Raw genomic sequence first — 26,230 nt, 5'->3', positions numbered from 1 at the left:
CTGGGGCAAGCCCCGATTGCCAGGTAGAACGCAAATCCTGTGTGGGAGCGAGCCTGCTCGCGATAGCGTCGGATCAGCTGCACCCATGTTGCCGATAGACCGCTATCGCGAGCAGGCTCGCTCCCACACAGGAGACTGTCCAACCCAGGAAAACGTTCATTCATTGTTGTTCAGAATTGTTCATTGTCAACCGGCGAATTGTTCAGTTGTTCAGTTTTGCTTGTTCACTTGTGTTCATCCGTGAACGTATTTTTCCGACGGAAATCGGTAAAACCCAATAAATTCAACAGGATGAGATTTCTGGCACGCCTTTCGCTTTTAATCTTCGGTCGCTTGACTCCCAAAAATAAAAAGGCCGAGCCATGTCATTAACGCTTGAGCACATTTGTCGCACCGTCGAGGGCCAGACCTGGATCGACGATGCCAACCTGAATTTCGAACCCGGATCCTTCAACGTTCTGTTGGGCCGCACATTGTCCGGCAAGACCAGCCTCATGCGCCTGATGGCCGGCCTGGACAAGCCCGACAGTGGTCGCATCCTGATGAATGGCGTTGATGTGACCAATCGCCCGGTGCGGCTGCGCAACGTATCGATGGTCTATCAGCAGTTCATCAACTACCCGACCATGACCGTTTTCGAAAACATCGCCTCGCCGTTGCGCCAGGCCGGTGTGTCCAACGAGGTGATCCAGAGCAAAGTGCTGGAAACCGCGAAGATGCTGCGGATCGAGAAGTTCCTGAAGCGCCATCCACTGGAACTGTCCGGCGGCCAGCAGCAGCGTACCGCCATGGCCCGCGCGCTGGTCAAGGATGCCGAGCTGATCCTGTTCGACGAGCCCCTGGTGAACCTGGACTACAAGCTGCGTGAAGAGCTTCGCCAGGAAATGCGTGAGCTGTTCCAGGCCCGTCACACCATCGCCGTCTATGCCACCACCGAGCCCAACGAAGCGTTGGCCCTGGGCGGCACCACCACCATTCTTCACGAAGGCCGGGTGATCCAGAGCGGCAAGGCGGCCTCGGTCTACCACCAGCCGCAAACCGTGCTGGCCGCCGAGCTGTTTTCCGAGCCGCCCATCAACCTCATGCCAGGACGCATTGCCGATAATGAAGTGAGCTTCGCCAACTTCGTGCACTTCCCGCTGAACGTCGACCTGCGTCCGGTGGGCGAGGGTGAATTCCGTTTCGGTGTGCGCCCCAGCCACATCTCGCTGGTGCCGAGCAACGACGACGACCTGGAACTGGCGGTGACCGTCGAGGTGGCCGAGATCAGCGGCTCGGAGACTTTCCTGCACGTACGCAACGAACACTTCCTGTTGGTGCTGCACCTGCCCGGCGTGCATGAGTACGACGTGGATGCGCCGATCCGTATCTACATCCCGACCCACAAACTGTTTGTCTTCGATGCCCAGGGCAAGTTGGTTCAGGCCCCGGGTCAGCGTATTGCGAGGGTTGCCTGATGGCTGAAATTCATTTGCAGAACCTCGCCCACAGTTACACCAGCACTCCGGCGGGCCCCGAGGATTACGCGATCCGCGAGATGAACCACGTCTGGGAACAGGGCGGCGCCTATGCGTTGCTCGGGCCTTCAGGGTGCGGTAAATCCACCTTGCTCAACATCATTTCCGGCTTGCTCAGCCCTTCCGAGGGCCAGGTGAAGTTCGACAACAAAGTCGTCAACGACCTGAGCCCGGAGCAGCGTAACATCGCCCAGGTATTCCAGTTCCCGGTGGTGTACGACACCATGACGGTGTTCGACAACCTGGCGTTTCCGCTGCGCAACCAGGGCATGGCCGAAGCGAAAATCCACACCAAGGTGCAGGAAATTGCCGAGGTCCTCGACCTGCAGAGTCTGTTGGACAAGAAGGCTCGCAACCTCACAGCCGATGAGAAACAGAAAGTCTCCATGGGCCGTGGGCTGGTGCGCGACGACGTGTCGGCGATCCTGTTCGACGAACCGCTGACGGTGATCGACCCGCACCTGAAGTGGAAGCTGCGGCGCAAGCTCAAGCAGATTCACGAGCAGTTCAACATCACCATGGTCTACGTCACCCACGACCAGTTGGAAGCATCGACCTTCGCCGACAAGATTGCGGTGATGTATGGCGGTCAGATCGTGCAGTTCGGCACGCCCCGGGAGTTGTTCGAGCGTCCGAGCCACACCTTTGTCGGCTACTTCATTGGCAGTCCGGGAATGAACCTGATCAAGGTCACCGCGCAACCCGGCGGCGTCGGTTTCGGCTCGACCCATCTGCCGCTGTCCGAAACCTTGCAGAAGCGGGTGGCCGAGGCTGAAGGCAAAACCCTGAAAGTCGGTATCCGCCCTGAGTTCGTCCACGTCTGGGAGGGCCCCTACGACGACGCGATGCGCGCCGAGGTGATGCATGTCGAAGACCTGGGCACCTATAAGATTCTGACTCTCAGTCTCGACGGCGTGCCGCTGAAGGTGCGCCTGGCCGAAGACAAACCGGTGCCGGAAGGCACGGCGTATATCAGCTTCCCGGCCCAATGGCTGATGGTCTATGCCGATGAATATTTGCTGGAACCGTTGAGCGAGGTGCAGCCATGAACAAGGTGCAGAACAACAAGGCCTGGTGGCTGGTGTTGCCGGTGTTCCTGCTGGTGGCCTTCAGTGCGGTGATCCCGATGATGACCGTGGTCAACTATTCGGTGCAGGACATCTTCGACCAGTCCAGCCGCTACTTCGTCGGTGCCGACTGGTACAAGCAAGTACTGATGGACCCACGGTTGCACGACTCGCTGCTGCGCCAGTTCATCTATTCGGCGTGCGTGCTGTTGATCGAAATCCCCCTGGGCATCGCCATCGCCCTGACCATGCCGACCAAGGGCAAATGGTCGTCCCTGGTGTTGATCATCCTGGCGATCCCGCTGCTGATTCCATGGAACGTGGTCGGTACGATCTGGCAGATTTTCGGTCGCGGCGATATCGGCCTGCTCGGCTGGACCCTCAACGCCCTCGGCATCAACTATAACTATGCGGCCAACACCATGGACGCCTGGGTGACGGTGCTGGTGATGGACGTCTGGCACTGGACCTCGCTGGTGGCGCTGCTGTGCTACTCCGGGCTGCGGGCGATCCCGGATGTGTATTACCAGGCGGCGCGGATCGATCGGGCGTCCAACTGGGCGGTGTTCCGGCACATCCAGTTGCCGAAGATGAAGAGCGTGCTGCTGATCGCGGTGATGCTGCGCTTCATGGACAGTTTCATGATCTACACCGAACCGTTCGTGCTCACCGGCGGCGGCCCGGGTAACGCCACCACGTTCCTGAGCCAGACCCTGACGCAGATGGCCATCGGTCAATTCGACCTGGGGCCGGCGGCAGCGTTTTCCCTGGTGTACTTCCTGATCATTCTGTTGGTGTCGTGGCTGTTCTACACCGCCATGACTCACTCCGACGCCAACCGTTGAGGCCTGCACGATGAGCAATAAAAAGCTGATCCCGTTGCTGCTCTACATCCTGTTCCTGCTGGTGCCCATCTACTGGCTGCTGAACATGTCGTTCAAGAGCAACACTGAAATCCTCGGCGGCCTGACCCTCTGGCCACAGGATTTCACCTTCCAGAACTACAAGGTGATCTTCACCGACCCGAGCTGGTACACCGGTTATTTGAACTCGCTCTACTACGTGAGCCTGAACACGGTGATTTCCCTGAGTGTGGCGTTGCCGGCGGCTTATGCCTTCTCGCGCTACCGGTTCCTGGGGGACAAGCATCTGTTCTTCTGGCTGCTGACCAACCGCATGGCGCCACCGGCGGTGTTCCTGTTGCCGTTCTTCCAGCTGTATTCGTCCATCGGGCTGTTCGACACCCATATCGCCGTGGCCTTGGCTCACTGCCTGTTCAACGTACCGCTGGCGGTGTGGATCCTCGAAGGCTTCATGTCCGGGGTGCCGAAAGAAATTGACGAGACCGCCTACATTGACGGCTACAGTTTCCCCAAGTTCTTCGCCAAGATCTTTATCCCGTTGATCGGCTCGGGCATCGGCGTGACGGCGTTCTTCTGCTTCATGTTTTCCTGGGTCGAACTGTTGCTGGCCCGCACGCTCACCTCGGTGAATGCCAAGCCGATCGCTGCGGTCATGACCCGTACCGTGTCGGCTTCGGGTATCGACTGGGGGGTGCTGGCGGCGGCGGGGGTGTTGACCATCCTGCCGGGCATGCTGGTGATCTGGTTCGTTCGCAATCATGTGGCCAAGGGCTTTGCCCTGGGCCGAGTCTGAGGAGTCGATGATGGAATGGATGAATTGGACCGTCCCCACAGCGGTATTTTTTGGGGTTATCGCCTTGTTCCTGGTAGGCATGACCACTTGGGAGTTGCGTTCGCCGAGCATCCCTCGGCGTGGTTTCCTGCCGATTGCCACGACCCGTGGCGACCGGTTGTTTATCGGTCTTCTCGGTAGCGCCTACCTGCACCTGCTGGTAATCGGCGCCACCGACTGGAGCATCTGGATAGCGTTCGCGTTGTCTTGGGTGTGGCTGTTGGCAGTGATGCGGTGGGGCTGAAGTGGCCTGTGTGGCTAATTCGCCCACTCAACTTCGGCACCAGGACTTGAGTACTCGAATTAACCGAACAGGCCACTAGTCATTCGACGATCAGGCTCTTAAACCCAAACAGGAGGTCTCTATGTTCAATAAAAACAATAAGCTGCGACATAGCGTTTCATTGGCTGCCGCACTGGCACTCAGCGGGTTGAGCGCTGTGGCCTGGGCTGATGCCTATGAAGACGCCGCTAAAAAATGGATCGGCAGTGAATTCAAACCGTCGACCCTGACGGAAGCCCAGCAGCTTGAAGAACTCAAATGGTTCATCAAGGCATCCGAGCCGTTTCGCGGCATGAAGATCAACGTGGTGTCGGAAACCCTGACCACTCACGAATACGAGTCCAAGGTACTGGCCAAGGCCTTCACCGAAATCACCGGGATCCAGTTGACCCACGACCTGCTGCAAGAAGGCGACGTGGTGGAAAAGATGCAGACGGTGATGCAGTCGGACAAAAACATCTATGACGGCTGGGTCAACGATTCGGACCTCATTGGTACGCACTTTCGCTACGGCAAGACCGAATCGATCACTGATCTGATGGCCAACGAAGGCAAGAACTTCACTTCGCCGACCCTGGACCTCAAGGACTTCATCGGGACTTCCTTCACCACCGCACCGGACGGCAAGCTCTATCAACTGCCCGACCAGCAATTCGCCAACCTCTACTGGTTCCGCGCCGACTGGTTCGAGCGGCCGGACCTGAAGGCCAAGTTCAAGGAGAAGTACGGCTACGAGCTGGGTGTACCGGTGAACTGGTCGGCCTATGAAGACATCGCCAAGTTCTTCTCCGAAGACGTCAAGGAGATCGACGGCAAGCGCGTCTACGGCCACATGGACTACGGCAAGAAAGACCCGTCCCTGGGCTGGCGCTTCACCGATGCCTGGTTCTCCATGGCTGGTGGTGGCGACAAAGGCCTGCCCAACGGCTTGCCAGTGGACGAGTGGGGCATCCGTGTCGAGGACTGCCATCCGGTCGGTTCCAGCGTGACCCGTGGCGGCGATACCAACGGCCCTGCGGCCGTGTTCGCCACCACCAAATACGTGGATTGGCTGAAGAAGTACGCGCCACCGGAAGCGGCGGGCATGACGTTCTCCGAGTCTGGCCCGGTACCGTCCCAGGGCAACATCGCCCAGCAGATTTTCTGGTACACCGCTTTCACCGCCGACATGACCAAGCCGGGCCTGCCGGTGGTCAATGCGGACGGCACGCCGAAATGGCGTATGGCACCTTCGCCACGCGGTCCGTACTGGGAAGAGGGCATGAAGCTGGGGTATCAGGACGTGGGTTCCTGGACCTTCATGAAGTCCACGCCTGAGAAGCAGAGACTCGCGGCCTGGCTGTACGCGCAGTTCGTGACGTCGAAAACCGTGTCCCTGAAGAAAACCATCGTCGGCCTGACGCCGATTCGTGAGTCGGACATCAACTCGCAGGCGATGACCGACCTGGCACCGAAGCTGGGTGGCCTGGTGGAGTTCTATCGTAGCCCGGCCCGCGTGCAATGGACCCCGACCGGGACCAACGTACCGGACTATCCGCGTCTGGCGCAGCTGTGGTGGAGCCACATCGCCGAAGCGGCCAGCGGCGAGAAGACTCCGCAACAGGCACTGGACGGCCTGGCCAAGGATCAGGACGCAATCATGACCCGTCTGGAACGTTCCAAGGCCCAGGCTACCTGCGCGCCGAAAATGAACCCGGAACGCGATGCGCAATACTGGTTCGACCAACCGGGCGCACCGAAGCCAAAACTGGCGAACGAGAAGCCTAAAGGCGAAACCGTGAGCTACGCCGAACTGCTGAAATCGTGGGAAGCTGCCCGCAAGTAAGCGCCCTGCAATAAATGAACGGCACCGAAAGGTGCCGTTTTTTTGAGCCTTGAAAAGAAGCCCACAACCTCCAGACACACCACCAAACCCTGTGGGAGCGAGCCTGCTCGCGATGACACCGGCCCATCCAACATCAAGGCCAACAGACCCACCGCCATCGCGAGCAGGCTCGCTCCCACACTGGATTGTGGAGGCCCACAACCTCAGACACACCACCGAACCCTGTGGGAGCTGGGCTTGCCCGCGATGACGTCAGCCCATTCACATCGATACCAACAGACCCACCGCCATCGCGAGCAGGCTCGCTCCCACACCGGATCGTGGAAGCCCACAACCTCCAGGCACACCACCGAACCCTGTGGGAGCCGGGCTTGCCCGCGATGACATCAGCCCATCCAACATCAAGACCAACAGACCCTCCGCCATCGCGAGCAGGCTCGCTCCCACACCGGATCGTGGAGGTCCACAACACCCAGGCACACCACCGAACCCTGTGGGAGCGAGCCTGCTCGCGATGACGTCAGCCCATTCACATCGATACCAGCAGACTCACCGCCATCGCGAGCAAGCTCGCTCCCACGGCAATGTCTTCAGCCTGCCTTGACCTTGCTGGCCTGGGGACCTCCGGCCATGGGGGTGGGCCGGGCTTTCATCAGTGTATCCAGGGCCTGCCGATAGTTTTTGCCGGCCAGGCTCATGCTGTTGTTGTGCGTTCCCCCAGGCACCAGCAGCAGATGCTTCGGCTCATGGGCCGCCTTGAACAGTTGCTCGCTGAAACGAGGCGGAACGTAGTTGTCTGCCGCGCCATGCACCACCAGCAGCGGCATGTTGATTTCGGGGATCTTGTCGATGGAGTCGAACTTCTGCGACAGCAGCCAGCGCACGGGCAGGGAGGTATCCGCCATGGCGGTCGCCACGTCGCCCAGGGAGGTGAACGTGGACTCGATGACCAGGCCTTGGGCCGGCGCGACGCTGCCGTCTTTCGCGGCCTTCTGGCCGAGTTCGGCGGCGAGGTCCACCGCGACGGCGCCGCCCAGGGAGTGACCGTAGATCAGCCGCAGGGCCGGGTCCGGTTGCAACGCTTCAAGCCGCTCCCAGGCGAATCGCGCATCTTCATAGACACTGGCCTCGGACGGCAGCTCGCCATGGCTCTTGCCGAAACCCCGGTAATCGATCGCCAGCACCGAAAAGCCCAGGGCGCGCAGTTGCTGGATGCGGAACAACTGGCCAGTCAGGTTCCAGCGCACCCCGTGCAAATACAAGATCGCCGGCGCGTTCTTGCGTTCGGCCGGCCACCACCAGCCATGGATATTTTCCCCGGCCTTGAAGCTTTTGGGCTTGAGATCGAACTCCTGCACGCTGCTCGGAAGGCCGCTGAACCAACTCGCCGTCCCCGGTTCGATGCGAAACACCAGCTCCCGCTCCTTGTGTTGCAACACCGCGCAGCCCACCGGCAAACCGCCCACCATCGCAGCCATGCACAAATAGGCGAGCCAGCGGCGCCGACGACGAGGGAGTAAGGATGAAGACATCGACGCGACTCGCTACTCAAGACAGAAGATGCGTTTTAACAGATCCGCTCGCAGGGTGGAGAGATTTCTGGAAGGCTGTCATGTACATCCCCAAACTCAGCCAATACCAACCGCTGTCCCGCCCTGCGATATGGCACCTTGGGCACCCCCTCCAGGCGTTTGCGCAGCACCTCGGTCAATGAACGCCCGGCCTCCAGGCTGGCATCGCCAAAGTCCCCTTCAAGGTGCTGCGGATGCACGATCACCTCGAGAGAGCCATGGATCGGCGGTGCGGCATGTTGCAAGTCGGCCGGCGTGCAAACGTGGTCGGCCGTGGCGCCGCTGAGGTAGCGCATTCGACGGTTGAGCAGGGACTTGAAGATGCGTTTGGGCAGGTTCAGGTTCGCCCCCAGGTTACGGGCCAGGCGTATGGGCACGCTGTGCCGGGCGGCGAAGCGGGCCACCAGTTCACCGATGGGCCAGATGTTGTGTACATGCTGGTGGGAATCGAGGTGGCTGGGGTGCAGTCCGTGGTCCAGGCAGCGCTGCCACTGGGCTTCGAGTTCTTCTCGCACGGCAGCGCGATCCTTGGCGCCCAGGCGCAGGCAGTAACGGGACAGGTTCAGGTCGAACTTGCCATTGGCATCACAAAATGCCGGACGCGATGCAATCGCCCGGCTCAGTGGCGCGCCGTGGCTCAGGTTGAAATGCAGGCCGATACGGCCATTGAGCAGGGGGTGTTGGGCCAGTTCACAGGCCTGTTCGAAGCCCGGCATATTGGCCATGGCCGTGGCGGAACTGATCACGCCTGCCTCGAAGGCCTGCAGGATGAGCGTATTCTCACTGAGGCTGAGTCCGAAATCGTCAGCATTGACGATCACTTGTTGGGGCATTCACGTTCTCCTGACGCTTGGGAGGGGGGGACGAAGGGAGGGGGGGGTTGGCCGGTCGGGCGCTTGCGAAGCCATGGCTTGAGACTTTTCCATAGGCGCAAGGCGAACCCCAGGGCCAGCCCGCCGGGCTGCCATGAGTAGAAACTCCAGCGCCAATGTTCCAGCTGTCCGGTCATGCGTTCATGCAACTGATGGTTGGAGTTCTCCAGGCTGACCCGCGACGCATCGATCCAGTGCCAGTTGTCATCCAGTCCCCAGCGAATCCATTCTTCCAGCAACACTCGACCGCTGCCCAGGTCGGCATGCTCCGGCAGGAACGCGAGGTTGTAGTCGTACAAGCGTCCGTGCTCCAGCAGGCCGAGGCGGTAGCTGATGCAGTGTCCGTCCAGCTCCAGCATCACCACCCGTACCAGACCTTCGGCGGCGAGGGCTGTAAAGGCGTGGTTCATCCATTGTCGGTGCCTGGGTTCGGAGAAGATGCCGACACCTTCTTCGCCTTTCCAACTGGCAGCCTCGACTTCGGCAAGGGTTCGCAACAGCGGCCCCATGCCGATGGCATCCGGTGTCACTCTCTGGATTCGGGCACCGCACGCGGCGATCCGCTTGCGCGCCCGGCGCAGCTTGTAGCGCGGATCGCCGGAAATCTCCTGGCGGTCGCTGTCGCTGATCAGATGCACCGGCACTCGGCAACTCAACCGCCGCTCTCCGGTGGAACTCAGCGCCATCCAGGCACTGAGGGCGCTTTCTTCACCGACCGGTTCGATCACTTCATTGAACTGTAGCAATGCGTGGGGCAGGTGCTGGCGGATCTGCATCAATGCCTGGCCCATGGCGTCGGCGTCCAGGCGCACCAGCAAGGCGATGCGGTCGGCCAGGGGATAGCCCAGGTGACGCAACACCCGAAACCGCAGCCCGCCGATGCGTTCACGCGTGGTGACCAGGGGCAGGCACAGGCAAAGCGCCTGATCCTGCCAGCCCAGTAGCACATGCAATTCCTGATCGGGCCGCAGCGCCAGCTCTGCCGCTTGCAGCCAGGCCAGGGTGTTGAACGGCGTCGTATCGGCCACCTGGGTTCGCAGCTGTTCATAAGCTGTTGTCGGAAACAGTTCTGCGCTCAGGGAGCGGCACCACTGGAACCGGATCGCCATTGCCATCAGGCCGCCGCCGTCGTGGCGGTCGGTTGCGCCGGCTTGCGAAAGGTGTCCAATACAGAACCGTCGTAGAACGTGTCACGGAAGAAGCGCCAGCGACCGAACAGGCAATACACATGGGTGATCTGGCCGCGTTCCTGGAAGTCCATGCGTATATGCATTTTGATCGCCGGAATGTTCTGCAGGTCGCAGACATCGACCATCTTGTCGCAACCCTTTTGCGCCATGATTTCCCACATATCCTGTTGTACGTCGGCCGACATCCTGGACCCCCAATACGCACGGATCATCTCTCCACCGAACTGAAAGTATTCACCAGGCTTGATCGGGAACAGGCAGCGATAGAAATGGCGATCGAAATAGTCTCGCGTACTGGCCCAGGCGAAACCCACGGTGTCGCCCTGATCATCCAGGTACATCAAGCCTGTGTAACCTTCGGCGGCCAGTTCGCGCATGGTTTCGACGCGGTCGCCGAAATGCCTGGCGAACGCATCGGCATTGCTGACGGTGATGAATTCCTTACGCATCGGCGGGTAGGGCTTGAGGTTATGCGGCGGCAACGGGATCCGTACATCGTGCTCCAGCCACACCAGTTGCGAATGGAAAAACACGTAGCGGCGTATCACCTGCTTGAGAACCGAGCGCAGGCCTTTCTTCTGGATGCGATCACGCAATTTTTGCAGTAGGTTCATGGTGCCTCCTGACGGGTGGCGGGTTGGGGAAAAGAGGAAGCACTCCAGCCCAGGGCAAACAGGGTTTCCCCTGGCAGGAGAAAACGGATCTGCCCGGCCTCGCAATTGAGCGGGGCGTTGCGGCTGTGGTTGTCCGGACCGAAATAGACCAGGGTCGGCTGTGTCTGCGGGCAAGGCGTGCCATCGATGCTGACCTGTTGCGCCCGGGTGCTTTTATTCACGCCCAGCAGGCTGCGTTGCGAGCCGGTGGCCATCGCCAGGGCGTCCACTTCAAACGCGTCGTTGTCCAGGCGCAGCACCTGGTCGAGCCAATGTTGTCGGATGAATTGTTGGGCCAGGCCCACCGGCTTGAGCTCGAAGCGATCATTGCCAAGCACCCGGACCATGCCCTTGGGGTACTCCGGTTCGTCGGCGGATTGGAACCAGTTGAGCATGTCCAACAGGCCGTCGGCGGAGGCATTGATCACCACGGAGGTCCACCACAGGGCGGCGTAATGGGTTTCCTGATCGTAGGGGCTCAGGCTCGAGCCGCTGGACATGTTGGTCTGGTCCAGCAGCAGAGCCTTGCGTGGTCGACCGTTGTGATCCAGGCCCACCAGGCTGGCAGCCCGACGCACGCTGTGGCGGTACACTCGGGTGGCTAGCAGATCGCGGACCATCCACTCATGCCAGGCCAGGGCATCGATCTGGTCGCCGTAGCTGGCCAGCAGGCGGCGCGCCCAATCGATGCCACGTTTGTCGGCGGCGTTTTCGGCCAGGGGACCATTGGTGAACCGCGAGCTGGCCGGAATGGCAATGCGCACACCGGAGCGGGCGTTGGCGGGTAGGGCACGGACCTGGTTGGCCATGCTCTCGAACACCTGCTGGTAGCTGGCGAAGTCGGCGTAGTTGAGGTTCGGCTCATCGGCGAAACCCAAGTAGTGAATGCCTTTGCCACCGAGGGCGCGAGTCGATTCGAGCCAGGCCTGCAGGCCGCTGTTGCTGAGCCGGTCGGCCCGCAGATCGGCCTTGCGCGCGCTACCGGCCAACAAGGTGATGTCCTGGGTGATGCCGAAGCGGTCCTGGTACAGGCGGCGGAAACGGTCTTCGTGGTCCGCCTTTGCAGCGGTGACGTCGACGAAGCTGTAATAGCTGGCTGCCTGGGGCTTGAGCGCATCGATGACCGGGTAGGCGGAGGGGGGCGGCATGGCGTAAGGCAGGGAGACGCCCAGTTTTGGCGTGGTTCCCAGGACGTCGCCATACACCCTCAAATGCGCTTCTCCCGGATCCTCGCGCAACGGTCGCAGGTGTGCCGGGGTTTGGGCAAACAGGTTGGCAGTACCATCCAGCCAGAATGCAGCCTTGCCGTTGCCCAGCAGATGCAGGCGCCAGATCTGCTCGACGTCGGTGACGGGCAGCGCGATCTGATCGAACTGCCAATAGGCCGGGTAGCGCTTGAGGTTCAACTGCAGCTGTTTGCCGTCGGCGACACGTCGGGCCTGCAAGGCTTGCACACCGCCGTGGAACTTGCCCGCCAGCATGGCTCGCTCGCCGGCGGCCACTTTGAAATACAACTCGTCGCCATCGTGGGCCTCAGCGCTGAAATGCACCTTGGCCGGTGCGAACAGGGCCTGGGTACGCGCGTCATGCTCGACGCTGTAGCGGCGGAAGCTGTAGCCGGGGATTTCCAGGCGATAGCTGGCGGCACCGGGCAGCAATGGCCATTGTTGTTCGCCACGTACCTGGGCTCTCTTGATCAAGCGCTCGCCCACCAGGCGTCCCTGGCCGTTGAGCAGGTACAAGTGTTCCGAATTGGCGTCGGCCTGCCAGGCCGGTGCCCAGCGCACGGTCACCTGATCCGGCCGGTCGGTCTGCAGGTACAGGCTGCCGTCGCGGATGCCGCTCCAGGACATGGAGGCGCCATGGGCCGGAAATGCCAGGGCCCATAGGCATGCGCTCATTATCCAGCACCGCGCCGACCCTATCGCGAGCAGGCTCGCTCCCACCCTGGACCTGCATCGGCCGCGGATATTGTGATCGACACCGGGCCCCTGTGGGAGCGGGCTTGCTCGCGAAGGGGTCATCACATCCAGTATCCGTGCAAGCCGAGCCTCCGCCATCGCGAGCAAGCCCGCTCCCACAGGGATCTCACCGAACCCTGTGGGAGCGAGCCTGCTCGCGATGGTGGACTGAGGGGCGACGAAACTCATGCCGATTTTCCCATCAGCATCTGCCGCATCGGCACCAGGTCGCTGGGCAGGATGATCAGCGTCTGCCACAGCGCCACGCCGCTGAGACGGCAGTACATTGCCAGCAACGCCACGGTTACCCCCAGGTAAGCGATGGAAGATGCAGCGGCGGCACCGACGATACCGTAGCGGGGAATCAGCAGCAGGTTCAACGCCAGGTTCAGCAACGCACCCACGCCCATCAGCAGTGAAACGCTGCCGGGTCGGTTCTTGCCCAACAGGTCCAGGCGCAGGATGCTCGCGTAGCACAGTCCGAACAGCCCTGGCAGCAAGGCCAGTAAGGCCGGATAAGCCGGTTGGTAGGCCACGCCGAACAAGGTCACGATCAGCCATTCGCCGATCAGCGCCATGCCCAGGCACGCGCCGAGCATCACTGTGGCAGTCAGGCGCAATGCCAGGGGCGTCAGGCGCTGCATGTCGCGGTCCTGTTGCAACAGGCGCTTCATCAGGGGGGTGGTCACGGCTTCCGGCACGATCAGCAGCAGCTCGGCAGCGGCGCTGGCCATGGCATAGTGTCCCAGGGCGGTGCTGCCCAGCAGGGCGCCGATGAACAGGTAGTCCGAGCGCAGTATCACTTGCTGGAACAGCAGGTCCGGATGGCTGCGTGCGCCGTAGCGCAGCAGCTCGCCCTGGCTGGCGCGATCCCATTGCAGCGACACCTCGTGATCCCGCCGCAGCCAGACCCAGCCGGCCACTACCACCAGGCTCAGGCCTGTCAACCAACTGATCAGCGCCGCTTCCAGGGCCGCATCCTTCCACATCCAGAACAGCGCCAGGAACAGCAACAGCGGCGCCAGGGATTCCATCAGGCGCAGGGCATTGAAGCCGCCCACGCCGCCTGAGGCATTGTGCAGCGTCAGCAGTCCGCTCTTGAGCACGGTCAACGGTACGGCGAGCAACAGCAGCCAGGCCAGCAAACCCAACTGCAGAGTGATGTCCAGCTCAGCGCCAAACACGCGCGCCAGCGCCACCACCAACAGGGTCAACAACCCGGCCAACAGGCAACCGAACACCAGCACTTGGCTGAGCAGCAGCCCCATCGAACGCTGCTGCGCCGCCTGATAACCCACGGCGGAATTCAGACCGCCGCTGGTGGCGGCACTGATCAGGTCCGGCAAGGTGCTGAGCAGGGCGAACAGCCCGCGCTCGCTGGGTCCCAGGATCCGTGCCAGCAATACATTGCGCAGCAAGCGCAGGCCGATCATCGCCAGGCGCGTGCCCATGCTCAGCGCCAGGTGTTTGAGGTAATGCGCGCGGCTCATGGACGTGCCCCTCGACGAATGCGCCAAGCCAGCAGTTCGGGATGCTGGGCGTTGCGTTGACTGACACCGAAACGCGGCACGTTCCACGGATCGCCGTCGTTGCGATACAGCCCGGCCTCGGTACCCAGGGCGAACGAAAAACCGTGGGCCGCCACTTGGTGGCGCACGCGTTCGTCGTGATCGCCATTGGGGTAGCAATACACCGGCAACGGTTGGGTGCAGGCGTTTTCCAGGGCTATGCGGCTGCGGCTCAGCTCCTCGTGCAAGCGCTGGTCGTCGAGCTTGGTGAGGATTGCGTGGCTGGCGCCGTGAGGGCCGAAGCGCACCAGGCCCGAATCTTCGAGCATGCGCACCTGGGTCCAGTCCAGCGCCTGGGGCTGGGCACCAGGGGGGCAGGCGTCGGTGAGGTCGCTCAGGGTTTGCGGATCGAGGGTCTTGAGGCTTTGCAGGTAGTGCAGCAACGACAGGCTGCGGCGTTCGTCATCCAGGTCATCGAGCATCACCGGCAACGGCCGTCCGGCCTGTTGCAAGTGCTCTATCAGCGCCAGTCGTGCCACTTGGCCATGACTGCCCCACAAGGTTTCACCAATGCTTTCCCACCAGAAGTGCTGGCGACTGCCGATGAAGTCGGTTGACAGGAAAATACTCGCCGGCACCTGGTATTGGCGCAGCAGGGGAAAGGCATTCATGGCGTTGTCGCGCCAGCCGTCGTCGAAGGTCAGGGCGACCCGCGGACGGTCCGGAACGGTGGCAGGGTCGGCCAACAGCAGGGTCATCAGGGGCACACATTCGAAATACCGTTGCAGCCAGATCAGTAAATGTTCGAAGGCTTCCGGCCCCACGCACAGTTCGTTGCGATGAGGCAGTTCGGCGGCGCGGTCGTTGCCCAGCACGCGGTGCAGCATCAGGATAACGCCGGCACCGCGCAGCGGACCGCGGCCGAGCGATGTGTTCAGGTACAGCCAGCCGCCAGTGAGCTTGAAGACTTGTTTGATCGACATCGGCCATGCTCCTCAGCGGTTCTGCTCGGGATTCCATTGGCTATAGCGCCGGCCCCGCAGGAACTGCCACAGGCCGATGCTCATGCCCGCGAGCGTCACCAGCACGAACGCCGCCAGGCGAAAGGGCCGAGGCAAGCGGTGGTGCATGTCCAGCAGGCCAAGCAGCGCCATGGCGTAGCCGAGCACTTGGGCTGCCAGGCTCAGGCGATAGAACCCCTGGTCGCTCCACAACCAGAGGTTGCTGAGCAGCAGCGGCAGCAGCAACACCGGCGCCAGGCGGCGGATCAGTTTGTGGCTGATCAGGCCAATGGCGTACAGACCATGACGCAGCGGATTGAGCAGCGCCCGGCGCTGGGCCAGGCTTTGCAAGCCACCGACGGTGACCCGCTGGCGACGACGAAACTGCTTGTCGGCCTCGTCCACCCCCTGGTCGATCACCCGGGCCTTCGGTACATAGACGATGGATTTGCCGGCGGCCGGCGCACAGGTGCTGAGGAAAAAATCATCGTTGACCTGGGCCGGAATCGGCTCGAACAGCTCCCGGCGCAGGGCCAGCAACGCACCATCGGCCGAGACCATGCAGTCGGTGCGGCTCTCCACTCGCCGCAGCCACCCCTCGTAGTGCCGGTACAAGCTGTCGCCCAGGCTCAGGCCCTTGCCCGGCACGGGGATTTCCATGTGTCCGGCACACGCGCCGACCTCCGGATCACCCAGGGGCGCCAGCAAATGACCGAGAGTGTCGTGACCCCATTGGTTATCGGCGTCGGTAAAGACCAGGATCTCGCCGCCGCTGTGGGCCACGCCGGTATTGAGGGCCGCGGCCTTGCCCTGGCGGGGCAGGTCGAGCACGGTGATGCGCGGATCGATCACTTTGCGCGCGCAGGCCACCGTGTCGTCGCTGGAGCCGTCGCTGGCGAGGATGATCTGCAGCGAGCGCGCCTGATAATCCTGGGCGAGCAAAGTCCGCAGTTTGTCTTCGATGTGTCGTGCTTCGTTGTGGGCGGCGATGACAATACTGATGTCCATCGGCAGTGCCTTGCCGTAGCGCCGGACCGGAAACAGTGGTGTCAGCAGGCTCAGCATCAGGGGGTAACCGAGGTAGGCATACACCGGCAGCAACAGGCAGGTCCAATAAATGAATTCAGCCACGGGCAGGTCTCCTGACGTTCCAATGACAGAGGTTGAGCAACAATGCGGCACCGGTCAGGTGCAGACGTACCCCGTGCAAGGCCCACAGTTGCAATGTCAGGCGCGGGTCGCGACGGCTCTGGCGCAGGCTGAGGAACAATGGGGGCAGCGAGGTGATCAGCAGCAGTATCAGCGCCAGGTGCAAATGGCCCTGGAGCAAGGCGACCAGCGCCAGCAGATCCAGGCCCCAGGCCGCGATGGACAGCATCGGGAAACGCAGCAGGCGCAAGCTCGGACCATGGCTGCGCAGCAATTGCAGATGACTGCCCTGGCGCCACAGTTCCTTGCTCATCCACTCACGCCAACTGCCTTCGTAGCCCCAATGCAAGGCTACGCATTCGTTGTCCAGCAACAGTTGCGCGTCGATCTGGCGCAGGCGCAGGGAGAAGTCCTTGTCCTCGCCGGTGCGCAGGGTTTCGTCGAAGCCGCCGACCCGCTCGAACCACGACCGACGCATCAACAGATTGGCGCTGGGCAGCCACTGCACCCGGTCCAGGCGATGGGAACCGGGACGCTGGCTGCGGCGCTGCCAGGCTTCGGCGAACCAAGGTGCCTGGCAGGGAGTGTCGAGGTCCAGGCCCAATACATCGCCCTGGTGACCCTCCAGTTTCAGCAGCAGCTTGAGCCAGTTGGCCGGCATCTCGATGTCGGCATCGATGAACGCCAGCCAGTCGCCATGGGCCACCGCCGCGCCGCGGTTGCGCAGTGCACCGATATGCACACCGGGCACGATCAACACCCGCGCGCCCAGTTCGTTGGCGATGCGCGGGCCATGGTCGTCGGAGCCGTTGTCCACCACGATCAGCTCGCACTCCAGCTGGGCCTGGCGGGCCGCTTCCTGCGCTGCGCGCAAGGTACGGCCGATGTGCCGGGCCTCGTTGTACATCGGGATCACGATGCTGACCCGGTTCATGGGCGCGCCTCCTGGAGGGGAGCCTGTTCGGCCTCGTGGCGCAACACACTGGTCAAGGCGAGCATGATCCACAGCAGCTTATGGTTCGGTGCACTGAGGAACATCAGGAACAGCATCAGCGACAGGAAGCTCATGCCCAGGTGTGTCAGCAGATCCGCCTGCACCCAGTCCCGACGTGCCAGCCAGAGCCGGCGAGCATGCAGCAGGTTGTACAGGCCCAGGACCAGCATGCCGACGAACATCAGCCCGCCCGGAATGCCGATTTCGCTGAAGATTTCCAGATAGGTGTTGTGGGCCCGGCGATACAGATCCCCCAACTTGCGATTGGCCGAGAACGCTTTGGCGTAGCCAGTGGGCGCGTAGTGCAGAGGGAAGGTCCCGGGGCCGCTGCCCAGTATCGGGTTTTCGCGGATCATCTGGCTGCCGACCACAATGTACGAGGCTCGCCGACCGAGGGATTCATCCTTGTGGGCATTGGCGCCGGCGCTGAGGATGCTCAACGACTGGATACGTGCGACGTAGCCCGCCGGCATCACGGCGATCGCCAGGGGCACCAGGAGCGCCAGCCCGAGCATGGCAAACCCCAGATGCCTTGGACGGATGCGCGGCAGTTGCGCACGATAGTGATACAGACCGATCACCAGGCTGAGCAGGAGCACCACCAGCCCCGAGCGCGATTCGGTCTTGGTCATGCCGCCCAGCAGCAGGATGAAACAGCCGGTCCAGAACAACCGGTGCAGCAGGTTCGGCCCGCGCACCACCAGCAGCAATGCCAATGGTGCGGTAAAGGCGATCAGCAGGGCGAAGGTGTTCGGGTCTTCCAGCAGGCCCGAGGCGCGGCCCTGGTCCTGATATTTGGAAGAAAACATCGCCAGCACGCAGGTGATGGTGACACTCAGCGTCATCAGGCGGCAGAACATATCGAGGTTCAGTTCGCGGCCGATCAGCAGGGTAATGACGAACAGGATCAAGCCCACGCTCAGTTCGCGAAAATGGGTCATCGACAGCTCCAGGCTGTCCGACAGGCAAAGGCTCAGGCCGTACAGCAGCAGGAAACCGAGCAGCGGCCGCCAGATATTGCTGCGCAGGCGGGTGCCCGGAATCTGGTGCAGGGCCAGTTGCAGCATCAGTATCAGTATCAGTGCCAGGCCGAAGAATTTGCTGCCGGAGAGCGGGTTGTCCTTGAACAGCCCTTCGAACGGTACCAGCGCAGCGATACCCAGCAGGCCCCAGCCGGGTTTGCGATAGAGCACGGCGACACCCACAAGGCCCAGCACCGCCACCGGCGCCAGGAATGGATAGGGGCTGGCCAACAAGGCCAGGCAAACCAGCCCCAGCAGGCTGACGATCGAGAGTGGGACAATCATGGGCGAGCCTCCCGTGCCGTACGGATGTAGAGCTGCGACCAGCGTTCGGCCAGCGTGCGCAGGTCGTAGCGGTCCTGTTGGGTGCGGCGTGCGTTATCGGCCAGGATCTGCGCCAGGGGCGGTTCGCTGAACAGCGTTTCGATCTGCCGGGCCAGTTCGGCGCTGTCGGCAGGCGCGGCGAGCAAACCGTTGTGACGGTCCTGTACCACATCGGGAATTCCGCCGACGCCGAACGCCACCACCGGTACCCCGGCTTGCATGGCTTCGAGCAGGATCATCGGCGTGCCTTCGGTGCGCGAACTGATCACCAATGCGTCGAGGCGACTCCACCAGGCGTTCATGTCGGTCTGGTAACCGGGCAACTCGATGCGCGTGGGCAGCCCGGCATCGGTGATGCGTTTGAGCAGGGCCTGGCGTTCCGGGCCGTCGCCGAGCATCACCGCGTGCAGCGACGGATGCCGTTGGCACAGGGGGATCATGGCGTCGAGGAACAGGTCCGGGCCTTTCTCGCTGCTCAAGCGGCCGACGTAGCCGACCCGCCAGCGCTGGCCGTCGTCGCGATGAGCCACAGGTGCCGTGGGCGTCGGCAAACCGTTGGGGATCACGTCGAGTTTCTCTGCCTGCACGCTGGCCTGGCGGTGCAGCACGGCGATGCTCTCGGCCACGCAGACCACGCGCTTGACCGATGCCGTGCGGCACAGTTGCAGGCTCAGCCAGGTGTAGAAGCGCTGCTTCGGACTGCGCGGCGTGAACCCGTGCTGGGTGATGACCAGCGGCAGGCGCAGCAGCGTGGCGGCGGCCCAGCCGAACAGCAGTCCCTTGAAATTGTGGGTGTTGAGCAGCGGTTGTTCGCTGCGCCGTTGGCGCAAGTGCTGCAACAACTCGCCCCAACTCCCACAGCGATGGCAATCGACCCCGGCCTGGCGAAAGCGCGCGATCAAGGTCGGCGGCGCCGCGAGGAACAGCACCTGGTGCTGTCCCGGGGTCGCCAGGCAATGATCGAGCAGCATCCGCTCGGCCCCGTAGAAGCCACCGCTGTCGAGCAAATGAATGATCGGCAGGGGGCTGCTGCGGTGGGACGGGCCGAACGGCGCGTTCAATTGCGCACCCAATGGACAAGGCTGGGCAGGCTCCAGTTGCGGTGCGGGTTGATCTGGTCGGGAGACTGCTCGTTGATCACCAACAGCACTGGGACATCCAGTTGCTGGCTGATCTGCGCTGGGTGCTTGAAGCGATGGTCGAAGAACTCACGCACGTAGACCAGGGCAATCGCCAGCAACAGGCCGCTGAACAGGCCGAACGGGATAATCAGCATAGGCTTGGGGAAGGCCGCAGCAGTCGGTTCGAAGGGTGGGCTGAGCACGCGGGCGTTGGACAGGTCGTTGTCCAGGGAGCGGGCGGTGCTGGCTTCGGCGAACCGTTGAGCGTAGGTGGAGAACGCCGCATGCAGTGCGTTGATCTCGGTATCCATCTGCTGCAGCTTGCTCTGGGTTTCCTGCAACTGGTGGATGCGCCCCTTGAATGCGGCGATGCGCTCGACTTTCTGATTGATCACCGAGCTGACCACCGCCAGGTCGGTGGTGCGTTCCTGGATCCGGTTGTTCACCACCTTCAGGAATTGCTGGCGGGTGCGCACGATTTGTTCCCGGGCCAGCAGCATCGGTTCGCTGCCGGGCTGGAAGATCGCCAGGTCGTTCATGTAGCGGCTGACCTGGCTGGTCAGTTGTTCGCCCAGTTGCCTGATCTCCCGGTCCTCGAAGGCGATATTGTCCACCGTGGTGGTGAAGGTGAAGGGGAAGGTGTAGTCGCTGAACTTCGAGCTGTTCGCCGCCGCCAGGCTGGTCTTGAGGTAGTCGAGCCAGCGTTGGCTTTGCAGCAGGCGATCCTGGTACAGGTTCAGGGCTTGCTCTTCAGTGTTGATGGCGTTCAGGCGGAAGGTGATTTCCTCCTTGGGATCAGCCGAGCCGACGCCTTCAAGCAAGGCCAGCCGGGTGCCTTCCAGACCATCGAGGCGATTCTGGTATTGGCCTTTCTTCTGTTCATAGAAGGTCTGCGGCAACTCGATCGATTGCAGATCCTGGCGGCTGGTGAGGTAGTTCTGCAGCAGTTGCGCCACGAAGCGGGTGCCTTGCTGCGGATCACCGAAGCTGTAGACGATGGATATGACATTGGAGCCGGGCAGGGTCTCGATCTTGAGGTTTTCGACGGCTTCGTCAGTCAGCGTATCGAGCACGGTGTCACGCACCGGATCGACCTCCAGCCCCAGGCCATCGCGCAGCGGATTGATCACGTACTGGCGCAGCGGCGTGGTGACGTAGCGCTTGAACGGTTCGCTCACCCATTTGTTGAAGATGCCGGGGCTGGGGTTGTACTCACCCTGGTCGCGCAGGGTGCTGATGGTCTGCCGGATCAGCGCCGGCGAACGCAGGATATTGCTCTCGGTTTCCATGTCAGCCAGGGACGGTGGAATGAAAGTGGCGTTTTCCTGGTTCAGCGACGTGGTGGCGTCGCCCTGGGAGAGTTTTTTCGACTGCACGATCACTTGGGCAGTGATATCGAAGCTCTGTTTGAGCATCAATGGCAGCGCCAGGGCAATCACGGCGAAGATCAGGAAGATGCGCTTCACCCACTGCTTGTTGGCGAAGAAGATCCTGAAGAACTCATGCAGATAGTTTTCCTTGGGATTCATGATCGATCACCTGGGTCAGTTGCTGTTGCTGCCTTTGTTGTCGACGCGGTAGCCGAAGCTGAACCCCACGCCCTGGAACAGCACCACGTCAGCCAGTTGCCTGGCGAGTTCGCCAGCGCTGGCAAGCTTGGTCTTGGGCACGAAGAGCATGTCTTCCGGTTGCAGGTAGGCGATTTGCGAGGCATCACCGCTCAGGGCTTTTTCCACGTCGTAGTGACGGGCTTCGACCTGGTTGCCGGTGCGGCGCATGATCACCACCGAATCGAGTCGTGCCTTGACGTTCGTGCCGCGGGCCAGGGTCAGTGCCTCGAGCACCGAGATCGGACGGCGGATCGGGTAGGAGCCCGGTTGGGCCACTTCACCGAGCACGTAGATCTCGTTGCCGGCGGTGGACTTGAGCAGCACATCGACGGACATGTGGCCTGGCAGTTGGGCGTAACGTTCGTTGAGGAAGGTTTCCAATTGGTTGACGGTCATGCCTTGCAGCGGCACCGAGCCGATTTCCGGAAAGCTCGCATAGCCGTCGCTGCCCACGGTGATTTCCCGGCTCATGCCGGTGCCCGGGTGACTCAAGGTATTCCTGAGGTTGGTCTCGCTGGTCAGCGGGCTGGTCACCAGCACTGTCAACTGGTTGCGATTGGGCTGGAACAGCATCTTCCGGTCATAGGCCCGTTGTACCTCCAGGCGCGCTTCGTCGGTGGTCATGCCGGCGATTTTCACCGACGTGTTGGCCCCGGGCAGTTCAATGCTGCCGTCGGGCATCACCAGTTGCGTGCCGTTGAGCTGGCTGGCCGCGGTGAAATTCAGGGCCACCTGGTCGCCCGGTTGCACGCGATAAGCCTGGGGACCGGTGGTGCTGATGTGAAAGATCACATCGAGCACATCCTGGGGCCGCAGGGTCTGTTCGACCTTGGGCATGTCGGTGGCCTGGGCATTGGCCGGCGCGGCCGTGAGAATCTGCACCGGCATCGAGCGGGTATCGCTGGTGCTGGAGCAGCCGGCAAGCGGCAGCAACAGCAGGACAAGTATCTTGGCGTTCATCTCGTCATCCTTCTGCACGCTTACAGGTTGTTGTAGAGCCATTTGGGCATGTAGTACTTGCGCCGGTTGAACACGCTGCCCACCACTTTCGCACCGGCCTGGACCAAGCGCTGGCGGGCGGCCTGAGCCACTTCCCAGCGGGTGTCCTCACCACGTACCACCAGCACCACGCCGTCCACCTGGGCACTCATGACCAGGGTGTCGGAGGCCGTGTACACGGCGTCGGCGTCAATCACCACGAAGCGGTACTGCGCCGCCAGGTGCCTGAACAGATGTCGCAGCTGTTCGGGATTGAAGTGTTCGGCATTGCGCCCCATACGACCGATGGGCAGTACATCGAAGGGCAGGCTGGAGATTTGCACTACGCAGTCTTGCAATAACGGTGGGGTCAGGATGTTGAACAGCAGGTCGCTGAAACCGCGCTCCTTTTGCAGCCCCAGTTGCTGGCTGAGGTTGTGAGGTGAGTGGCTGGCGTCTACCAGCAGTACACGACCGCTGCTCATCTGTGCCAGTTGAGCGGCCAGTGCCATGGCGCTGGTGCTGGTCCCGGTGCCAGTGTTGGCGGACGTCAGAAGCAGGATCCGCAGGGAAGGGTCGAGCACGGTCGAGGTCAGGTTGGTCTCGCTCGGGCTCGCGATGTTCAGGATATTCGTTGAACCGTCCATTTAACTCGCTCCGTGGCCGCTGAAAACTTTGAAGGGGGTGATCATCAGGATCTTCAAATCCAACAACAGGCTCTGCTCGGCGATGTAGCTGAGGTCCAGTTCCACGCGCTGGTCGAAGTCGATATTGCTGCGCCCGGAGATCTGCCACAGGCCGGTCAGGCCGGGGTAGATGCTCAGGCGCACAAGATGGTTGTCCTTGTAGCGATAGGCGTTGAACGAGGTCGGGCGCGGGCCCACCAGGCGCATGTCGCCGGTTACCACATTGATCAGGTTCGGCAGTTCGTCGAGGCTGCTGCGTCGCAGGAACCGGCCGATGGGGGTGATGCGCGGGTCGTTGTCGATCTTGAAATCGATGGCGTCGGCGCCGTGTTTGTTGAGGTGGCGCAGCGACTCCTTGAGGGCTTCGGCATTGGCGACCATGGTGCGGAACTTGTACATGCCGAAGACACGGCCGCGGTAGCCGGTGCGCTTTTGCACGAACAGCACCGGGCCGGGGCTGGAGAACTTGACCAGCACTGCCAGGCCCAGCAACAACGGGCAGAGCAGTACCAGAAGCGCCAGGGCGCCCAAACAGGCAACCACCCGGTTGGTCCGCGACACGGTCCATGGTCGACCGCCGTCGCGGCCGGTCAGCCAGCCACGGCCTTGCCGGTGGATAGCCGCGTCCAGGCGCCTGCGGTGTTCGGGGTCGACACGCTTGTCGCTGGGGGGATTGATCGCAAGGACTTGCTCATGTCGGGTCATAGACTCCTCCGCCGGGTTTCGTCTGCAAGTTCAGCCGCGAGCGGCGGGAGGGCAGCAGGCGGCGCGTAGTAATCGAGGAACCAGTCGATGAAGCGGCCCAGGCCTTCGTCCAGTTCGATGCATGGCTGGAAGCCGGTGGCCCGTGCCAGGGCGCTGGCGTCGGCGCAGGTGTTGAGCACATCACCCGGTTGCAGGGGCAGCAGTTCGATACGGGCGGTTAGCCCCAGGTGTTTTTCCAGCAGCGCGACGTAAGTCCGCAGGGCGACCGGGTGCTGCCCGCCGATGTTGTAGATGCGCCAGGGTGCGCGGCTGGTGGACGGGTCCGAGGGTTCCACATCCCGTGCGGCAGTGACGCGGGGCGGACGTTCGATCAGCCGGGCGATGCTTTCGACGATGTCGTCGATGTAGGTGAAATCACGCTGGTGCTCGCCATGGTTGAACAACTGCAGCACCCGGCCCTCGGTAATGGCGCGGGCGAACTGGATCGGCGACATGTCCGGCCGACCCCAAGGGCCGTACACGGTAAAAAAGCGCAGGCCGGTGCAAGGGATGCCGAACAGGTAGCTGTAGCTGTGGGCCATCAGCTCGTTGGCTTTCTTGCTGGCGGCGTACAACGACAGCGGATGGTCGACGTTGTCCTGTTCGGAATAAGGTGTGTGTGGGTTGGCGCCATACACCGAGCTGGAAGAGGCGTAGATCAGATGCCTGAGCGGATGGCGGCGGCAGCTTTCGAGGATGTTCAGGAATCCGGTGAGGTTGCTGTCGACGTAGGCTCGTGGGTTCTCCAGGGAGTAGCGCACCCCCGCTTGTGCAGCGAGGTGGATCACCACGTCCGGGCGGTACGATTGGAACAGGTCATCGAGGGCGCCGGCGTCGGTCAGGTCCAGCCGTACCAGGGGGAAATCACCGGCCTGGGCCTTCACCCAGGCGATGCGGTCATGCTTGAGCTGGGGGTCGTAGTAGTCGTTGAAATTGTCCAGCCCGCACACCCGATGACCGTCGCACAGCAGTCGCCGCACGCAGTGGGCGCCGATGAAACCGGCCGCGCCGGTCACCAGGATATTCACGCTTGCGGCCCTGGTGCCGAGCCGTCCGGCACGGTGTGCCGTAGCCCGATGCCGCGATACAGCAGCCCGGCGGCAGCGAGTTGGTCCGGGTTGTACAGGTTACGGCCGTCAATGATGACCCGGGCGCGCAGTTTGCTGGCCAGCAGGTCGAAATCCACCACGCGGAAGTTCTTCCACTCGGTGCAGATCACCAGCGCGTCGGCGTCTTCCAGGGTGTCGTCGCGAGTGGCGCACAGGTTCAGGTCCTTGCGGTAGCCGTAGAGCCGCCGACATTCAGCCATGGCTTCCGGGTCGTAGGCCTGGACCCGGGCGCCTTCGCGCCACAGGGCTTCCATCAGGTAGCGACTGGGCGCTTCGCGCATGTCATCGGTGTTGGGTTTGAAGGCCAAGCCCCAGACCGCAATCGATTTGCCGGCCAGGCCATCGGAAAACTGTTTGGCGAGCTTCTCGAACAGAATGTGCCGCTGGCGGTCGTTGACGTCGGTGACGCTGCGCAGCAGGTGCAGCGGCATGCCACTTTGTTCGGCGGTGTGCAGCAGGGCCCGCAGGTCCTTGGGGAAGCACGAGCCGCCGAAGCCGCAGCCGGGATAAATGAAGTGATAGCCGATACGCGGGTCCGAACCGATGCCCTTGCGCACCGCTTCGATGTCGGCGCCCAGCCGTTCGGTGAGGTTGGCCAGTTCGTTCATGAAACTGATACGGGTGGCGAGCATGGCATTGGCGGCGTACTTGGTCAGTTCGGCGCTGCGGTTATCCATGAACATCAGCTTTTCGTGGTTGCGGCAGAAGGGGGCGTAGAGCTCGCTCATCTGGTCGCGTGCCACGGTATCGGCGGTGCCGACGATGATCCGGTCCGGGCGCATGCAGTCGGCCAGGGCGCTGCCTTCCTTGAGAAACTCGGGGTTCGACACCACTCGCACGTTCAGCCGTTTCAGACCTCGCCGGGCCAGCGCCTGGCGGGCGCATTCGGCGACCTTGTCGGCGGTGCCCACGGGCACGGTGGACTTGATGATCAGGGTGCGATCGCTGTCCATGAAGTCGGCAATCTGCCGGGTCACCGCCAGTACATGGCTCAGGTCTGCCGAGCCGTCTTCATCGGCGGGGGTGCCGACGGCGATGAAAATGAGTTCGCCATGGTTGACCGCATCGCTGGCCTGGGAACTGAACGACAGGCGCCCGGCCTTGATGTTGTCTTCGAGCAATCCGGAGAGCCCCGGTTCGCTGATCGGGGGGACCGCTTGCTGCAGTTGCCGGATCTTGTTCGGGTCGATGTCGATGCACAACACACGGTGTCCGACATCGGCCAATGCTGCCGCTTGGATGAGCCCCACGTACCCCGTTCCAAATACGCTCACGTCCATTCTGGCGTGCCTCGTAGATTGCTGGTTATGTAACTCGGATGAAACTGTTTAGGGGGGTATAGCGCAGCCT

Annotated in this window: 23 protein-coding genes; 6 read left to right on the top strand and 17 right to left on the bottom strand. The window is 62.2% G+C overall.

Features of this window, described 5'->3' with window-relative positions; genetic code table 11:
* Positions 1-362: 362 nt before the first annotated feature.
* From QZH45_RS20150 to QZH45_RS20125, 6 genes are all read left to right on the top strand, one after another.
* Complete coding sequence (locus QZH45_RS20150) at positions 363-1,457, top strand: ABC transporter ATP-binding protein (RefSeq protein WP_024776451.1); 1,095 nt, start codon at positions 363-365, stop codon at positions 1,455-1,457.
* Positions 1,457-2,566, top strand: a complete 1,110-nt coding sequence (locus tag QZH45_RS20145; protein WP_055135386.1) for an ABC transporter ATP-binding protein — start codon at positions 1,457-1,459, stop codon at positions 2,564-2,566. Before QZH45_RS20150 ends, QZH45_RS20145 begins: the two co-directional genes overlap by 1 nt.
* Positions 2,563-3,429 (top strand): carbohydrate ABC transporter permease, encoded by an 867-nt coding sequence (locus tag QZH45_RS20140; RefSeq protein ID WP_024776453.1) that lies wholly within the window; start codon positions 2,563-2,565, stop codon positions 3,427-3,429. Before QZH45_RS20145 ends, QZH45_RS20140 begins: the two co-directional genes overlap by 4 nt.
* A 10-nt stretch (positions 3,430-3,439) precedes the next feature.
* On the top strand, positions 3,440-4,240 hold the full coding sequence (locus QZH45_RS20135) for a carbohydrate ABC transporter permease (RefSeq protein WP_024776454.1): 801 nt from the start codon (positions 3,440-3,442) through the stop codon (positions 4,238-4,240).
* A 10-nt stretch (positions 4,241-4,250) separates the two neighbouring features.
* On the top strand, positions 4,251-4,523 hold the full coding sequence (locus QZH45_RS20130) for a DUF2160 domain-containing protein (RefSeq protein ID WP_024776455.1): 273 nt from the start codon (positions 4,251-4,253) through the stop codon (positions 4,521-4,523).
* A 121-nt stretch (positions 4,524-4,644) separates the two neighbouring features.
* Positions 4,645-6,387: an ABC transporter substrate-binding protein gene (locus QZH45_RS20125; protein WP_024776456.1), complete on the top strand. Its 1,743-nt coding sequence runs from the start codon at positions 4,645-4,647 to the stop codon at positions 6,385-6,387.
* A 590-nt stretch (positions 6,388-6,977) separates the two neighbouring features.
* Here QZH45_RS20125 and QZH45_RS20120 read toward each other — a convergent pair.
* The 17 genes from QZH45_RS20120 to QZH45_RS20040 are packed head-to-tail and all read right to left on the bottom strand — an operon-like array spanning position 6,978 to position 26,160.
* Entirely contained in the window at positions 6,978-7,919 is a 942-nt protein-coding gene (locus QZH45_RS20120) for an alpha/beta hydrolase (RefSeq protein ID WP_055136255.1), read from the bottom strand.
* 35 nt (positions 7,920-7,954) lie between these two features.
* On the bottom strand, positions 7,955-8,791 hold the full coding sequence (locus QZH45_RS20115; protein WP_024780971.1) for a ChbG/HpnK family deacetylase: 837 nt from the start codon (positions 8,789-8,791) through the stop codon (positions 7,955-7,957).
* The gene (locus QZH45_RS20110; RefSeq protein WP_155766208.1) at positions 8,776-9,939 is read right to left on the bottom strand and encodes a GNAT family N-acetyltransferase; all 1,164 of its coding nucleotides are present in this window, start codon (positions 9,937-9,939) and stop codon (positions 8,776-8,778) included. Before QZH45_RS20110 ends, QZH45_RS20115 begins: the two co-directional genes overlap by 16 nt.
* Before the next feature lie 5 nt (positions 9,940-9,944).
* Positions 9,945-10,634, bottom strand: coding sequence for a GNAT family N-acetyltransferase (locus tag QZH45_RS20105; RefSeq protein ID WP_024780973.1), 690 nt, complete (start codon positions 10,632-10,634; stop codon positions 9,945-9,947).
* Positions 10,631-12,823 carry a hypothetical protein gene (locus tag QZH45_RS20100; RefSeq protein ID WP_418323279.1) on the bottom strand — a complete coding sequence of 731 codons (2,193 nt, stop codon included), beginning with the start codon at positions 12,821-12,823 and terminating at the stop codon, positions 10,631-10,633. The genes QZH45_RS20105 and QZH45_RS20100 overlap by 4 nt, the downstream gene beginning before the upstream one ends.
* Complete coding sequence (locus tag QZH45_RS20095) at positions 12,820-14,124, bottom strand: lipopolysaccharide biosynthesis protein (RefSeq protein ID WP_024780975.1); 1,305 nt, start codon at positions 14,122-14,124, stop codon at positions 12,820-12,822. Before QZH45_RS20095 ends, QZH45_RS20100 begins: the two co-directional genes overlap by 4 nt.
* Complete coding sequence (locus tag QZH45_RS20090; RefSeq protein WP_055136106.1) at positions 14,121-15,125, bottom strand: polysaccharide deacetylase family protein; 1,005 nt, start codon at positions 15,123-15,125, stop codon at positions 14,121-14,123. The genes QZH45_RS20095 and QZH45_RS20090 overlap by 4 nt, the downstream gene beginning before the upstream one ends.
* Positions 15,126-15,137: 12 nt before the next feature.
* On the bottom strand, positions 15,138-16,274 hold the full coding sequence (locus QZH45_RS20085) for a glycosyltransferase family 2 protein (RefSeq protein WP_053194310.1): 1,137 nt from the start codon (positions 16,272-16,274) through the stop codon (positions 15,138-15,140).
* Positions 16,267-17,226: a glycosyltransferase gene (locus QZH45_RS20080; RefSeq protein WP_069018288.1), complete on the bottom strand. Its 960-nt coding sequence runs from the start codon at positions 17,224-17,226 to the stop codon at positions 16,267-16,269. The genes QZH45_RS20085 and QZH45_RS20080 overlap by 8 nt, the downstream gene beginning before the upstream one ends.
* Entirely contained in the window at positions 17,223-18,593 is a 1,371-nt protein-coding gene (locus QZH45_RS20075; RefSeq protein WP_055136108.1) for an O-antigen ligase family protein, read from the bottom strand. Before QZH45_RS20075 ends, QZH45_RS20080 begins: the two co-directional genes overlap by 4 nt.
* Positions 18,590-19,693 carry a glycosyltransferase family 4 protein gene (locus QZH45_RS20070; RefSeq protein ID WP_024780980.1) on the bottom strand — a complete coding sequence of 368 codons (1,104 nt, stop codon included), beginning with the start codon at positions 19,691-19,693 and terminating at the stop codon, positions 18,590-18,592. Before QZH45_RS20070 ends, QZH45_RS20075 begins: the two co-directional genes overlap by 4 nt.
* Complete coding sequence (locus tag QZH45_RS20065; protein ID WP_024780981.1) at positions 19,690-21,282, bottom strand: GumC family protein; 1,593 nt, start codon at positions 21,280-21,282, stop codon at positions 19,690-19,692. The genes QZH45_RS20070 and QZH45_RS20065 overlap by 4 nt, the downstream gene beginning before the upstream one ends.
* A 15-nt stretch (positions 21,283-21,297) precedes the next feature.
* A complete protein-coding gene (locus QZH45_RS20060) occupies positions 21,298-22,323 on the bottom strand; it encodes a polysaccharide biosynthesis/export family protein (protein ID WP_024780982.1) in 1,026 nt (341 codons plus the stop codon).
* A 20-nt stretch (positions 22,324-22,343) separates the two neighbouring features.
* Entirely contained in the window at positions 22,344-22,988 is a 645-nt protein-coding gene (locus tag QZH45_RS20055) for a CpsD/CapB family tyrosine-protein kinase (RefSeq protein WP_024780983.1), read from the bottom strand.
* Entirely contained in the window at positions 22,989-23,732 is a 744-nt protein-coding gene (locus QZH45_RS20050) for a sugar transferase (RefSeq protein WP_024780984.1), read from the bottom strand.
* On the bottom strand, positions 23,729-24,799 hold the full coding sequence (locus QZH45_RS20045) for an NAD-dependent epimerase (RefSeq protein WP_024780985.1): 1,071 nt from the start codon (positions 24,797-24,799) through the stop codon (positions 23,729-23,731). Before QZH45_RS20045 ends, QZH45_RS20050 begins: the two co-directional genes overlap by 4 nt.
* On the bottom strand, positions 24,796-26,160 hold the full coding sequence (locus QZH45_RS20040) for a UDP-glucose dehydrogenase family protein (RefSeq protein WP_024780986.1): 1,365 nt from the start codon (positions 26,158-26,160) through the stop codon (positions 24,796-24,798). Before QZH45_RS20040 ends, QZH45_RS20045 begins: the two co-directional genes overlap by 4 nt.
* Positions 26,161-26,230: the final 70 nt, after the last annotated feature.

It is taken from the genome of Pseudomonas corrugata (genome assembly GCF_050920615.1).
GTDB lineage: Bacteria > Pseudomonadota > Gammaproteobacteria > Pseudomonadales > Pseudomonadaceae > Aquipseudomonas > Aquipseudomonas corrugata.
This window is presented reverse-complemented; position numbering and strand designations above follow the sequence as displayed.

Bases quoted from the DNA above. Each gene is read 5' to 3' on its own strand.
- QZH45_RS20120 (WP_055136255.1), bottom strand. From the start codon at position 7,919: ATGTCTTCATCCTTACTCCCTCGTCGTCGGCGCCGCTGGCTCGCCTAT.
- QZH45_RS20130 (WP_024776455.1), top strand. From the start codon at position 4,251: ATGGAATGGATGAATTGGACCGTCCCCACAGCGGTATTTTTTGGGGTT.
- QZH45_RS20055 (WP_024780983.1), bottom strand. From the start codon at position 22,988: ATGGACGGTTCAACGAATATCCTGAACATCGCGAGCCCGAGCGAGACC.
- QZH45_RS20060 (WP_024780982.1), bottom strand. From the start codon at position 22,323: ATGAACGCCAAGATACTTGTCCTGCTGTTGCTGCCGCTTGCCGGCTGC.
- QZH45_RS20125 (WP_024776456.1), top strand. From the start codon at position 4,645: ATGTTCAATAAAAACAATAAGCTGCGACATAGCGTTTCATTGGCTGCC.
- QZH45_RS20150 (WP_024776451.1), top strand. From the start codon at position 363: ATGTCATTAACGCTTGAGCACATTTGTCGCACCGTCGAGGGCCAGACC.
- QZH45_RS20115 (WP_024780971.1), bottom strand. From the start codon at position 8,791: ATGCCCCAACAAGTGATCGTCAATGCTGACGATTTCGGACTCAGCCTC.
- QZH45_RS20080 (WP_069018288.1), bottom strand. From the start codon at position 17,226: ATGAACCGGGTCAGCATCGTGATCCCGATGTACAACGAGGCCCGGCAC.
- QZH45_RS20145 (WP_055135386.1), top strand. From the start codon at position 1,457: ATGGCTGAAATTCATTTGCAGAACCTCGCCCACAGTTACACCAGCACT.
- QZH45_RS20095 (WP_024780975.1), bottom strand. From the start codon at position 14,124: ATGAGCCGCGCGCATTACCTCAAACACCTGGCGCTGAGCATGGGCACG.
- QZH45_RS20140 (WP_024776453.1), top strand. From the start codon at position 2,563: ATGAACAAGGTGCAGAACAACAAGGCCTGGTGGCTGGTGTTGCCGGTG.
- QZH45_RS20110 (WP_155766208.1), bottom strand. From the start codon at position 9,939: ATGGCGATCCGGTTCCAGTGGTGCCGCTCCCTGAGCGCAGAACTGTTT.
- QZH45_RS20040 (WP_024780986.1), bottom strand. From the start codon at position 26,160: ATGGACGTGAGCGTATTTGGAACGGGGTACGTGGGGCTCATCCAAGCG.
- QZH45_RS20050 (WP_024780984.1), bottom strand. From the start codon at position 23,732: ATGACCCGACATGAGCAAGTCCTTGCGATCAATCCCCCCAGCGACAAG.
- QZH45_RS20075 (WP_055136108.1), bottom strand. From the start codon at position 18,593: ATGATTGTCCCACTCTCGATCGTCAGCCTGCTGGGGCTGGTTTGCCTG.
- QZH45_RS20135 (WP_024776454.1), top strand. From the start codon at position 3,440: ATGAGCAATAAAAAGCTGATCCCGTTGCTGCTCTACATCCTGTTCCTG.
- QZH45_RS20090 (WP_055136106.1), bottom strand. From the start codon at position 15,125: ATGTCGATCAAACAAGTCTTCAAGCTCACTGGCGGCTGGCTGTACCTG.
- QZH45_RS20105 (WP_024780973.1), bottom strand. From the start codon at position 10,634: ATGAACCTACTGCAAAAATTGCGTGATCGCATCCAGAAGAAAGGCCTG.
- QZH45_RS20065 (WP_024780981.1), bottom strand. From the start codon at position 21,282: ATGAATCCCAAGGAAAACTATCTGCATGAGTTCTTCAGGATCTTCTTC.
- QZH45_RS20100 (WP_418323279.1), bottom strand. From the start codon at position 12,823: ATGAGTTTCGTCGCCCCTCAGTCCACCATCGCGAGCAGGCTCGCTCCC.